Source organism: Millionella massiliensis (genome assembly GCF_900104655.1).
GTDB classification, from domain to species: Bacteria; Bacteroidota; Bacteroidia; order Bacteroidales; family Rikenellaceae; genus Rikenella; species Rikenella massiliensis.
Genome location: NZ_FNWD01000002.1, coordinates 2,009,837 through 2,023,475 on the forward strand (window position 1 = coordinate 2,009,837; position 13,639 = coordinate 2,023,475).

Consider the following 13,639-nt stretch of genomic DNA (forward strand, 5'->3'; position numbering starts at 1 on the left):
ACATTGAGATGAGAAAGGAAGAAAAATCCGAAGTAATCAAAAGTTTAGCCGATCAGCTGGGGACCTATACGCATTTTTACCTGACCGACATATCGGGCATGAACGCCGAGCAGACCGCCGCCCTGCGTAAAAGCTGCTTCGAAAAAGAGATCAAACTCATCGTGGTGAAAAACACCCTGCTGGGCAAAGCTCTCGAACAGACCGGCAAAAACCAGGACGAACTGGTAGGCGTACTCGAAGGATCGACCTCGATCATGTTCTCGAACACCGGTAATGCTCCGGCAAAACTGATCAAAGCATTCCGCAAAGAGAAAGGCGCCGAGAAACCGCTGCTCAAAGCCGCTTACGTCGATGAATGCGTATATGTAGGCGAAAACACCCTCGAACAGCTCGTCAACATCAAATCTCGCGAAGAGCTCATCGGCGACGTTATCGCACTGCTCCAGTCTCCGGCCAAAAACGTTATCTCTGCTCTGCAGGGTTCCGCCGGTGGCAAAATCGCAGGCCTGGTCAAAACCCTTGAAAACCGGGCTCAGTAATATCGGTTCGCTCGGCAGCCTGAACGGAAACGTCCGAGCTGCGTGAGATCACCGAAGATTACATCGGAAACAACAAACCGTTTGTAACCCGAAGAAGAGGGGCGCGACACCGAGTAGTTCCGTGACAACCGTGACAGGTTCGCCTGACATTCAGGGATGGAGAAATCCGAACCCGTAAGGCGGATCGGGCGTCCGGAGAGAAAGGTAGCGGTAAGATCCCTCGGAAGGAGGCAAACAAGCACATTTAATAACTTTTTTAAAACAATAACACAAGATGGCAGACATCAAAGCACTGGCTGAAGAGCTGGTAAACCTGACCGTAAAAGAAGTAAACGAACTGGCTACCATTCTGAAAGAAGAATACGGTATCGAACCGGCAGCCGCAGCCGTAGCAGTAGCTGCTCCCGCAGCCGCTGGCGAAGCAGCCGCCGCTGAAAAAACCTCTTTCGACGTGATCCTCAAATCGGGTGGTCAGGCCAAACTGCAGGTCGTTAAAATCGTGAAAGAACTGACCGGCCTGGGTCTGAAAGAAGCCAAAGATCTCGTAGACGGCGCTCCGAAAGCTGTGAAAGAAGGCGTTTCGAAAGAAGAAGCCGAATCGCTGAAAGCTCAGCTCGAAGAAGCTGGTGCCGAAGTAGAACTGAAGTAATTCGGTTCACGTCTCAGGGTGTAAAAGCCCGAAAAGGTTTACAAATCAGCACCTTGAGAATAAGAAACGGTGTAAGGCTCACTGGCGGTGAGCCTTGCGCCTTTTTCTGGTTTTGGAGCCCCCTGCCACAGCAGACGGGCTGAACCGATGGCCGCGAACCCATAACATACAGTCGCGCAGCCATAAAAACACACAACAGGCCGCAAGGGGAAGAGCAGAGTTGCGAGGCGGAACCGCTAAAGCCCGCCGGACATGAAACACTCCGAACCTTTCCGGGACAGCCTGGTCAAAGAATCGTTCCGGAATCTCTCTTTTAGCGCTGTTCAGACATATTACTCATTCCGTAACCAAAGAACATGCCTTCCAACACCAACAACACGGCAGCAGCGGCAACGCCTCAGAAACCGCAGCGAATCAGCTTCGCCTCCTCCAGCCTGCGGATGGACTATCCCGACTTTCTGGAAGTGCAGCTGAAATCCTTCAAGGACTTTTTCCAGCTCGAAACCACCGCAGAGAACCGTCTCGATGAAGGGCTCTACAAGGTGTTCATGGAGAACTTCCCCATCACCGACACCCGGAACAACTTCGTCCTTGAATTCATCGACTACTACATCGATCCGCCGAGATATTCCATCGACGAATGTCTTGAACGCGGCCTGACGTACAGCGTGCCCCTGAAAGCCAAGCTGAAACTCTACTGTACCGACCCCGAACACGAAGACTTCGATCCCGTGATCCAGGACGTCTACTTCGGAGCCGTACCCTATATGACCCCCCGCGGTACGTTCGTCATCAACGGTGCCGAACGCGTTATCGTATCGCAGCTGCACCGCTCGCCCGGCGTTTTCTTCGGCCAGAGCATGCACTCCAACGGTACGAAACTCTACAGCGCACGTATTATCCCGTTCAAAGGTTCGTGGATCGAGTTCGCCACGGACATCAACAACGTGATGTACGCCTACATCGACCGTAAGAAAAAGCTGCCCGTAACCACCCTGTTGCGTGCCATCGGTTTCGAGAGCGACCGTCAGATCCTCGAAATCTTCGACCTCGCCGACGAAATCAAAGTCAGCAAAGCCACCCTCAAGAAAGCCATCGGCCGCAAGCTCGCAGCCCGCGTGCTCAAATCGTGGACCGAAGACTTCGTGGACGAAGATACCGGCGAAGTAGTATCGATCGAGCGTAACGAAATCATCATCGACCGCGAAACCGTCCTCTCCGAAGAGCACATCGAGGACATCCTCGAATCGGGCGAGAAGACCCTTCTGCTCCACAAGGAACAGGCCTCGGCCAGCGACTACTCGATCGTCTACAACACCCTGCAGAAAGACCCCTGCAACTCCGAAAAAGAGGCCGTCGTTTACATCTACCGTCAGCTGCGCAACTCCGAACCGCCGGATGAAGCCACCGCACGCGACGTGATCGACAAACTCTTCTTCTCCGACAAACGCTACGACCTGGGTGACGTGGGCCGTTTCCGGATCAACAAGAAACTCAACCTCGACATTCCGAGCGAAGTCAAAGTGCTGACCCGCGAGGATATGATCGCCATTATCAAATACCTGATCCAGCTGATCAACTCCAAGACCGATGTGGACGATATCGACCACCTGTCGAACCGTCGTGTGCGCACCGTCGGCGAGCAGCTGGCAAACCAGTTCAGCGTCGGTTTCGCCCGCATGGCCCGTACGATCCGCGAACGCATGAACGTGCGCGACAACGAAGTCTTTACGCCCGTCGACCTGATCAACGCCAAGACCCTCTCGAGCGTGATCAACTCCTTCTTCGGGACCAACCAGCTGTCGCAGTTCATGGACCAGACCAACCCGCTGGCCGAACTGACCCACAAACGTCGTCTGTCGGCCCTCGGTCCCGGCGGTCTGTCGCGTGAGCGTGCCGGTTTCGAGGTGCGTGACGTGCACTACACCCACTACGGTCGTCTCTGCCCGATCGAAACCCCGGAAGGTCCGAACATCGGTCTGATCTCGTCGCTCTGCGTTTTCGCCAAGATCAGCGACATGGGCTTCATCGAAACCCCCTACCGCACCGTGGAAAACGGGAAAGTCGACACCGACAACTCGCATATCCGTTTCTACAGCGCCGAAGAGGAAGAAGGACTGGTGATCGCACAGGCCGAAGCCAAAGTGGCCCCCGACGGAACCCTCACCGACGAGCAGATCAAAGCCCGTCTGGACAGCGACTTCCCGGTTGTGACCCCCGACCAGGTGCAGCTGATGGACGTGGCGCCCAACCAGATCGCCTCGATCGCCGCATCGCTCATCCCGTTCCTCGAACACGACGACGCCAACCGTGCCCTGATGGGATCGAACATGATGCGCCAGGCCGTGCCGCTGCTGCGTGCCGAAGCACCGATCGTCGGTACCGGTCTCGAAGCCGCTGTGGTCGGTGACAGCCGTACCCAGATCGTGGCCGAACGCGACGGTGAAGTCGTGCACTCCGACTCGACCGAGATCCACATCAAATACGACCGCACCGAAGACGAAAAATTCGTCAGCTTCGATCCCGAAGTTACCGTCTATAAACTGCCCAAGTACCGCAAAACCAACCAGAGCACCTCGATCACCCTTAAACCGATGGTGCGCAAGGGCGAGCGCGTGCACGCCGGTCAGATCCTGACCCAGGGTTACTCGACCGACAACGGCGAACTGGCACTCGGCCGTAACCTGAAAGTGGCCTTCATGCCCTGGCAGGGTTACAACTTCGAGGACGCTATCGTGATCTCCGAACGCATGATGCGTGAGGATATCTTCACCTCGGTACACGTCGACGAATACATCATGGAAGTTCGCGACACCAAACGCGGTGTCGAAGAGCTCACCAGCGATATCCCGAACGTCAGCGAAGACGCCACCAAAGACCTCGACGAAAACGGTGTAATCCGTATCGGCGCCAACGTCAAACCCGGCGACATCCTGATCGGTAAGATCACCCCGAAAGGCGAGAGCGATCCGAGTCCGGAAGAAAAACTGCTCCGTGCCATCTTCGGCGACAAGGCCGGCGACGTGAAAGACGCTTCGCTCAAAGCCCAACCGTCGCTCTACGGTGTCGTGATCGACAAGAAACTCTTCACCCGCGCCGGTAAAGAGGGCGGCAAAAAGGGTAAACTCAGCGAAAAAGCCCAGATCGAGAAGGCTGAAGCCAACTTCCATCAGGAAGTGGCCGCCCTTCGCGAAATCCTCGTGTCGAAACTCTGGACCCTGTTGAACGGCAAGACCACGACCGGTATCCAGGACTACTTCGGCATGGAAGTGATCGAGAAAGGCACCAAGTTCAGCCAGAAGATGCTTCAGGAACTCGACTACCTGAACATCAACCCGACCAAGTGGACCGCCGACAAGGATAAGAACGAGTTGATCAAAGCGCTGATCAACAACTTCATTATCAAATATAAAGAGCTCGACGCCCGCCTCAAACGCGAAAAATACAACATCACCAACGGGGATGAGCTGCCCTCGGGCATCATCCAGCTGGCCAAAGTCTACATCGCCAAGAAACGCAAACTCCGCGTGGGCGACAAGATGGCCGGTCGTCACGGTAACAAGGGTATCGTCGCCAAAGTGGTGCGCGACGAGGATATGCCCTTCCTGGCTGACGGTACGATTGTCGACATCGTGCTGAACCCGCTGGGTGTGCCTTCGCGTATGAACCTCGGCCAGATCTACGAAACCGTGCTCGGATGGGCCGGCCGTGAACTGGGCGTGAAGTTCGCTACCCCGATCTTCGACGGCGCCAGCCTCGACGAGATCAACGAATACGCAGAAAAAGCAGGTATCCCGCGTAGCGGTCGCACCTACCTCTACGATGGCGGTACCGGCGAAATGTTCCACCAACCCGCCACCGTCGGCGTGATCTACATGCTGAAACTCGGCCACATGGTCGACGACAAGATGCACGCCCGTTCGATCGGTCCCTACTCGCTCATCACCCAACAGCCGCTGGGCGGTAAAGCCCAATTCGGGGGTCAGCGTTTCGGGGAGATGGAAGTTTGGGCGCTCGAAGCCTTCGGCGCCGCCAACATCCTGCAGGAGATCCTGACCATCAAATCGGACGACGTGGTAGGGCGCGCCAAAGCATACGAAGCGATTGTGAAAGGCGACAACATGCCGCAACCCGGTATCCCCGAAGCCATGAACGTGCTGCTGCACGAGCTCGGCGGTCTGGGTCTGAACGTCAAACTCGAGTAATACCACCCGCGATTACCGGGTCCGACCCCTCCAAACTTTCACACTCAACAAGGAACAATAACAACTATGGCATATAATAAAGACAACAAAGCCCCGGGCAACTACCACAAGATTACCATCTCGCTGGCATCGCCCGAGCAGATCCTCGAAAAGTCGAGCGGCGAAGTCCTCAAGCCCGAGACCATCAACTACCGGACCTACAAACCGGAACGCGACGGTCTGTTCTGCGAGCGTATATTCGGTCCCGTCAAAGACTACGAGTGCCACTGCGGTAAGTACAAACGCATCCGCTACAAAGGCATCGTCTGCGACCGATGCGGCGTCGAAGTGACCGAGAAGAAAGTGCGGCGCGAACGCATGGGCCACATCCAATTGGTGGTCCCCGTCGCCCACATCTGGTACTTCCGCAGCCTGCCCAACAAGATCGGCTATCTGCTGGGCATCCCCACCAAGAAACTGGACATGATTATCTACTACGAACGATACATCGTGATCCAGAAAGGTGTAGCCGAAGGCGTCGAAGAGGGTGACCTGCTCACCGAAAAAGAGTACCTCGACATCCTCGATACCCTGCCCAAAGGCAACCGCGCACTCGAAGACAACGACCCCAACAAGTTCATCGCCCTGATGGGTGCTGAAGCCCTCGAACTGATGCTGCAGCGGCTCGACCTCGACGAACTCTCCTACTCGCTTCGTCACAAAGCCTCGACGGAAACCTCGCAGCAGCGTAAGAGCGAAGCCCTCAAACGTCTGAACGTGGTCGAAGCCTTCCGCTCGTCGCGCGACGTCAACAAACCCGAGTGGATGATCATGCGCGTTATTCCGGTCATTCCGCCGGAACTGCGCCCCCTCGTTCCGCTGGACGGCGGCCGCTTCGCCACCTCCGACCTGAACGACCTCTACCGTCGTGTGATTATCCGCAACAACCGTCTGAAACGGCTCATCGAGATCAAAGCGCCGGAAGTGATCCTGCGTAACGAAAAACGTATGCTGCAGGAAGCCGTAGACTCGCTCTTCGACAACTCCCGCAAATCCAACGCCGTCAAGACCGAATCGAACCGCCCGCTCAAGTCGCTCAGCGACTCGCTGAAAGGGAAACAGGGTCGTTTCCGTCAGAACCTCCTCGGTAAACGTGTCGACTACTCGGCCCGTTCCGTAATCGTCGTCGGCCCCGAGCTGAAGATGCACGAAATGGGTATCCCGAAAGATATGGCCGCCGAACTCTACAAACCCTTCGTGGTGCGCAAGCTCATCGAGCGCGGCATCGTGAAGACCGTCAAATCGGCCAAAAAGATCATCGACCGCAAGGACCCCGTGATCTGGGACATCCTCGAAAACGTCATCAAGGGTCACCCCGTGCTGATGAACCGTGCTCCTACGCTGCACCGTCTGGGTATCCAGGCCTTCCAGCCCAAACTGATCGAAGGCAAGGCCCTGCAGCTGCACCCGCTGGCATGTACCGCATTCAACGCCGACTTCGACGGTGACCAGATGGCCGTCCACCTGCCCCTGGGCAACGCCGCCATTCTCGAAGCCCAGCTGCTGATGCTCGGTTCGCACAACATCCTGAACCCCGCCAACGGTGCCCCGATCACCGTCCCCTCGCAGGACATGGTGCTCGGTCTGTACTACATCACCAAACCGCGTAAAGGCGTCAAAGGCGAAGGCCTCGTCTTCTACTCGGCCGAAGAGGCCATCATCGCCCACAACGAAGGACGTGTGGACCTCCACGCACAGGTGAAACTCCGCCTCGAACCCGGCAAGATCATCGACACCACCGTGGGTCGAATCATCTTCAACCAGGTGGTTCCGAAGCAGGTCGGCTATATCAACATGCTGCTGACCAAGAAGTCGCTCCGCGACATTATCGGCGACGTGATGAAACAGTGCGGTGCCGCTATCACTGCTAACTTCCTCGACGACATCAAGTCGATGGGTTACAAGATGGCCTTCCGCGGTGGTTTGTCCTTCAACCTCGACGCCGTGATCATCCCGAAAGAGAAAGAAGAACTCGTTCAGGACGGTTACAACCAGGTGGCCGAAGTGATGGAAAACTACAACATGGGTTTCATCACCAACAACGAACGTTACAACCAGATCATCGACATCTGGACGCATACCAACTCGAAGCTGACCCAGACCCTGCTGAAACAGCTCACCGAAGACGACCAGGGCTTCAACCCCGTCTACATGATGCTGGACTCCGGGGCCCGTGGTTCGAAGGAACAGATCCGTCAGCTCTCCGGTATGCGTGGTCTGATGGCCAAGCCCCAGAAATCGACCGACTCCGCCGCACAGATCATCGAAAACCCGATTCTGTCGAACTTCAAGGAGGGTCTGAGCGTGTTGGAATACTTCATCTCGACCCACGGTGCGCGTAAAGGTCTGGCCGATACCGCGCTGAAGACCGCCGACGCCGGTTATCTGACCCGTCGTCTGGTGGACGTGGCTCAGGACGTCATCATCAACGAAGACGACTGCGGCACCCTCCGCGGTCTGCAGGCTACTGCCATCAAACGCAACGAAGAGGTCGTACAGTCGCTCTACGAACGTATCCTTGGCCGTACCTCGGTGCATGACATCTACAACCCGCTCAACAACGAGCTGATTGTCAAAGCCGGTGAAGAGATCACCGAAGATATCGCCAAAGCCATCGAAGAGTCGCCCATCGAAACCGTCGAGATCCGCTCGGTGCTGACCTGCGAATCCCGCAAAGGGGTCTGTGCGAAATGTTACGGCCGTAACCTCGCCACCGGACGCATGGTCCAGAAAGGCGAAGTGGTCGGCGTCATCGCTGCACAGTCGATCGGTGAACCGGGTACGCAGCTGACTCTGCGTACGTTCCACGTCGGTGGTGTGGCCGGTGGTTCGGCAGCCGACAACAAGATCGTTGCCCGTTACGACGGTCACATCGAGATCGACGAACTCAAGATGGTCGAACGCAAGGACGACACCGGACGCACCGTTTATATGGTGATCAGCCGAATGGCCGACCTGCGTATCGTCGACGACAATACCGGCGCCATCCTCTACAACGCCAACCTGCCGTACGGTGCATCGCTGTACGTCAACACCGGCGACAAAGTGGCCAAGGGTGACCTCCTCTGCGAATGGGACCCCTACAACGCCGTTATTATCAGTGAGTTCAGCGGTAAAGTCACCTTCGATAGCGTTATCGAAAACGTCACCTATCGCGAAGAGTCCGACGAAACGACCGGTTATCGAGAGAAAGTGATTATCGAATCGCGCGACAAGACCAAGAACCCGATCATCAAGATCCTCGACAAGAGCGGCGACGAGAAGAAACAGTATAACCTGCCCGTGGGCGCTCACATCGTCGTGAAGGAGAACGCCAAGGTCAACGCCGGCGATATCCTGATCAAGATTCCGCGTGCCGTCGGCAAAGCCGGCGACATCACCGGGGGTCTGCCCCGTGTTACCGAGCTTTTCGAAGCGCGTAACCCGTCGAACCCCGCCGTGGTTTCCGAAATCGACGGTGAAGTATCGTTCGGCAAGATCAAACGCGGTAACCGCGAGATCGCCGTTACCTCGCGTACCGGCGAAGTGAAGAAATACCTCGTACCGCTCTCGAAGCAGATCCTCGTACAGGAAAACGACTATATCCGTGCCGGTATGCCCCTTTCGGACGGTGCCATCACCCCGGAAGACATCCTGGCCATCCAGGGTCCGACCAAGGTACAGGAGTATATCGTCAACGAGATCCAGGAGGTGTACCGCATGCAGGGTGTGAAGATCAACGACAAACACTTCGAGATCATCGTCCGTCAGATGATGAACAAAGTGCGCATCGAAGATCCGGGAGACACCAAATTCCTGCCCGAACAGATCGTCGACAAGTGGGACTTCATGGAAGAGAACGACGACATCTACGAAAAGAAAGTCGTTACGGATGCCGGCGACTCGACCGTGCTGCACGCCGGCCAGATCGTTACGCTGCGTCAGTTGCGTGACGAGAACTCCACGCTGCGTCGCAAGGACCTGAAAGAGGTACAGGTACGTGATGCCGTTCCGGCCACCTCGAACCAGATCCTGCAGGGTATCACCCGTGCCGCACTGCAGACCAGCAGCTTCATGTCGGCCGCATCCTTCCAGGAAACAACCAAGGTGCTGAACGAAGCCGCCATCAATGCGAAGGTCGACCCGCTCGAAAAACTGAAAGAGAATGTGATCTGCGGTCACCTGATTCCTGCCGGGACCGGTATCCGCGATTTCCAGGATCTGATCGTCGGCCCCAAAGAATCGGTGGCATCGGCTGCTGAGGCTGCTGCCGACGGGCTGACCGTTGAATAGGACTTTCCCGAAACAGTTGAAATGCCAGCGAGGCGATGGTTTCCGTTACAACGGAACCATCGCCTCGCTTTTTTGCAGTGAGAGAGGGGTGATGCAGGGGATGGTACCGGGAAAATAACTTCTGCAGGCACGGCCTTATTTTTTATACGGGAATGTGGTGTCGGACGAGGGTGAAAAGAACCAGAGGATATGAAAAAAGTATGGGACAATATGCAGTACGGAGAGTATGAAAGGCTTTAAGGGGCATGGAGAGCGTGAAAGGCGAGGAGTCGGGTAAGGTGCGGAGGTAAAACGTTGTTTTAGCTATTGTTGTCCCTTGCCGATTACTCCCGCTGTTGTATATGTTTATCAGTTTTATTACAGATGCAACCGGTTGTTCTGTAACATCCGTGTCGTGCTTTATGCCGGAATGTTGGGATGGAGCTGTGTGTACAATGACCCCGCTTCCCCCGTCAGGAATGTGTCGTTAAAAAAGAGCGCGAGCCAGGTGCGTTTTAACGTACCTGGCTCGCGCTCTTTACAGGCTTATCTATGGACGGGGGATCAATCGCTCGGTGTCCGTCGGGTGGCAGAACGGAACTGTTGTTCCGCAAGATGCAACCCGTACAATTATTCAATCGCACTTTGGCGGACAGGTGGGAGTGATGGGTGTCCTCTTACGGCCCACTGGTTACCGGTCACCGCGTGGAGTCGCGCCCCCTGTCTCTATGCTTTCCCGAAGGTCAGTCGTTTCCCGCGGACAGATTCGTCGATTCCGTTTTCGGCCGAGAAGACCTGCTGGCCGTTGACGAAGGTGGCGAGGACTTTGGCCGTCAGGGTAATGCCCTCGAACGGCGACCAGCCGCATTTCGAGAGCAGTCGTTCGCCCGGAGCGTTGTTTTCACGTGAAACACTCCACGGCTGGCCCAGTCCGACGATTGCCAGATCGGCATAGTAGCCCGGGCGCAGGAATCCGCGTTCCTCGATGCGGAACAGTCGTGCCGGAGCGTGACACATCCGCTCCACGACCTGCGGAATCGTGAAGATTCCCTGTTCGGCGAGTGTCAGCATGGCCGGCAGCGAGTGCTGTACGAGCGGCCCTCCCGAGGGAGCTTCCAGGTAGCGGCGCTGTTTCTCGGCCAGCAGGTGCGGGGCGTGGTCCGTGGCGACCAGGTCGACCTGGCCGCTGCGGACGCCGGCGCGAAGGCTGTCGCGGTCGGCAGCCGACTTCACGGCGGGGGTCCATTTGATGAAGTTGCCCCGTTCGGCGTAGTCGCCTTCGCTGAACCAGAGGTGGTGGACGCAGACTTCGTTCGTGATGCGTTTTTCCGCGAGGGGTTTGTCGCGTTCGAAGAGTTCGAGTTCACGGGCCGTGCTGAGGTGGAGCACATGGAGCCGACCGCCGTATTTGTGGGCCAGTTCGACGGCGTGGGCGGTCGAACGGTAGCAGGCTTCGGCGCTGCGGATCAGCGGGTGCATGGCGATCGGGATGTTGTCGCCGAAGGCTGTGCAGGCCATGGCGAGGTTGGCACGGACCGTGGCTTCGTCTTCGCAGTGGGTGGCTACGAGGGTGGGGCAGAGGCGGAAGATGTCGGCCAGCGTCTCTTCGTTATCGACCAGCATGTTCCCGGTCGAGGAGCCCATGAATACTTTGACGCCGCAGATGCGGGCCGGGTCGACGCGTTCGATTTCGGCGATGTTGTCGTTGGTGGCGCCCAGGTAGAACGAGTAGTTGACGGCCGATACTTCAGCGGCGCGGGCATACTTCTCTTCGAGCAGGGCGAGGGTGGTTGCCGGCGGGCGGGTGTTGGGCATCTCCATGTAGGAGGTGACGCCGCCGGCTGCCGCGGCGCGCGATTCGGTGAGGATCTCGGCCTTTTCGGTCAGACCCGGTTCGCGGAAGTGAACCTGGTCGTCGATGACGCCCGGCAGAACTAGTGCGCCGTGAACGTCGAGCGTTTCGGTGGCCTGCGTGCGTATCTCGTCGGGACATTCGCCCGGGCCGACGGCGTGGATCCGTTCGCCGTCAAGGGTAATCCATCCGTCGAAAGTGAGACCTTCGTTGCAGATTTTTGCGTGATCTATCAGTATCATATCGGGGATCTTGTTTCAGGTGTCTGTCTGTGAAGCGTGTGTATGTACCGGGGGCGGTGCCTGTGACGGCTGTCGCGGCGATCGGCTCCCGTGCTCCCATCTGGTATGGTGCGCGGGCCGGGGGTGGGTATGTCCCCGGGGTTTCCGTCAGAAACTGCGTCCGACCACGTAGGCGGCGTACTCCTGCAGTGCTTTCCGAACCGGAGAGGCGGGATAGGCTTCCAACAGTCCGAGGGCTTCGTTGAGGTACCGCTCCATGGTCTGAACCGAGTAGGCGATGCCGTTGCTTTGTGCGACGAAACTGCGCAGCCACTCGACCGAGGCGGTGCGTTCGGCGGCGCGGCGCAGGTGTTTGAGGACGTTGCGTCGGTCGGCCGGGGCGGCTTCGTCGAGGGCGTGGATCAGGGGCAGGGTCATTTTCCGCTCCCGCAGGTCGTTGCAGAGCACTTTGCCGGTTTTCAACTGGCTGCCGTCTTCCGCGAAGCCGAAGTCGAGAATGTCGTCTTTGATCTGGAAGGCGAGGCCGAGCAGCTCGCCGAAACGGTACATGGCCGTGACCTGCGGAGCATCCGGCCGGTCGTCGCATACGGGTAGCACGCCGCATTCGGCGGCCGAGGCGATCAGGGCAGCGGTCTTGTGGCGGATGATCTCGGTGTAGGTTGCGTCGGAGTTGTCCAGCCTCCGGGCGTGTTCCATCTGCATCAGCTCGCCGTCGACGATCAGTTCGATGGCCCGCGTGGCGGAGCGCATGGCTCCGAAGCTGCCGGCGCGTGAGGCTTGTGAGAGCCCTTTCGAGAAGAGGTAGTCGCCGACGAGCACGGCGGATTTCGATCGGAGCAGGGTACCGGGGGTCCACTGTCCGCGTCGCACGTAGGCTTCGTCGATCACGTCGTCGTGTACCAGCGTCGACCAGTGGATCATCTCGATCAGAACGGCTCCGGCCTGCACCCGGGGATCGCGGGCATCGTCGTGGAGCGCGGCGACGAGCAGGGTCAGCAGCGGACGCATCTGTTTGCCGCCGCTGTGCAGGATGTCCCGCGTGATGGGGCGCATGAAGGGCAACTCGGAGAGGGTTACCTGGTTCAGCAGTTCCCGGAATGCCCGGAATTCTGATTCTACGGGTGCGATAATATCTTCTAATCGGGCCATATACTTTTGGGCGCCTGTTAATGTTATGTCTCCCGGTCTCTGGTCTTCAGTTTTTCCGCTCCTCCGCTCCTCCGGTTTTCTAGTTCTCCGCTCGTCTGGGGCTACCGGCCTGCCGGGCGACGGGGGGGCGAGAGGGACTCCGTGGCGGATCAGACCCGGTTTCGGCCGAAGACCTGCAGGCCGGCGATGATACTGCCAGTCGGACGGGGTGGCGGATGACGACCGGCCCCGGCTATTCGCGGGACTTGGTGTCGATGATGATCGTCACAGGGCCGTCGTTGACGAGCGATACCTGCATGTCAGCCCCGAAGCGTCCGGTGGGGACGGGGCGGCCGGTTTCGAGGGTCAGTTGCTCGACGAATGCTTCGTAAAGGGGTACGGCTGTCTCGGGACGGGCCGCGCCGATGAACGACGGACGGTTGCCTTTCCGGGTCGAGGCGTAGAGCGTAAACTGGCTCACGACCAGTGCCTGGCCGCCTACGTCGGTGATCGATCGGTTCATGGCTTGTGCTTCGTCGGCAAAGATGCGCATGCGTGCGATTTTACCGGCGAGCCACTCTACGTCTTCCTGGGTGTCGCCTTCGGTTACCCCCAGCAGGATCAGCAGACCGCAGCCGATGTGTGCGACCTGCTCGCCGTCGATGGCGACCGATGCCTGGGTTACCCGTTGGACCACTGCTCGCATGGTGAGGTTCGGTTTTGTGTAGGTTTCG

At 57.8% G+C, this 13,639-nt stretch carries 7 protein-coding genes; 4 read left to right on the forward strand and 3 right to left on the reverse strand.

All coding sequences use genetic code 11. The features are described from left to right. Positions 1-8 precede the first annotated feature (8 nt). The 4 genes from rplJ (at position 9) to rpoC (ending at position 9,704) form a co-directional block, all read left to right on the forward strand. Entirely contained in the window at positions 9-539 is a 531-nt protein-coding gene (gene rplJ, locus BQ5379_RS07820; protein WP_071134915.1) for a 50S ribosomal protein L10, read from the forward strand. Between the two features lie 274 nt (positions 540-813). Continuing rightward, entirely contained in the window at positions 814-1,188 is a 375-nt protein-coding gene (gene rplL / locus BQ5379_RS07825) for a 50S ribosomal protein L7/L12 (RefSeq protein ID WP_071134916.1), read from the forward strand. A gap of 356 nt (positions 1,189-1,544) precedes the next feature. Next, positions 1,545-5,393, forward strand: coding sequence for a DNA-directed RNA polymerase subunit beta (rpoB, locus tag BQ5379_RS07830; protein ID WP_083377655.1), 3,849 nt, complete (start codon positions 1,545-1,547; stop codon positions 5,391-5,393). 66 nt (positions 5,394-5,459) lie between these two features. Further along, positions 5,460-9,704: a DNA-directed RNA polymerase subunit beta' gene (rpoC, locus tag BQ5379_RS07835; RefSeq protein WP_071134918.1), complete on the forward strand. Its 4,245-nt coding sequence runs from the start codon at positions 5,460-5,462 to the stop codon at positions 9,702-9,704. Between the two features lie 705 nt (positions 9,705-10,409). Here rpoC and BQ5379_RS07840 read toward each other — a convergent pair. The 3 genes from BQ5379_RS07840 to dtd all read right to left on the reverse strand — a co-directional run bounded on the left by BQ5379_RS07840 (position 10,410) and on the right by dtd (position 13,611). After that, positions 10,410-11,777, reverse strand: a complete 1,368-nt coding sequence (locus BQ5379_RS07840; protein WP_071134919.1) for a dihydroorotase — start codon at positions 11,775-11,777, stop codon at positions 10,410-10,412. Between the two features lie 147 nt (positions 11,778-11,924). After that, the gene (locus BQ5379_RS07845; protein ID WP_071134920.1) at positions 11,925-12,926 is read right to left on the reverse strand and encodes a polyprenyl synthetase family protein; all 1,002 of its coding nucleotides are present in this window, start codon (positions 12,924-12,926) and stop codon (positions 11,925-11,927) included. Positions 12,927-13,158: 232 nt separating this feature from the next. Further along, positions 13,159-13,611 carry a D-aminoacyl-tRNA deacylase gene (dtd, locus tag BQ5379_RS07850; protein WP_071134921.1) on the reverse strand — a complete coding sequence of 151 codons (453 nt, stop codon included), beginning with the start codon at positions 13,609-13,611 and terminating at the stop codon, positions 13,159-13,161. Positions 13,612-13,639 lie beyond the last annotated feature (28 nt).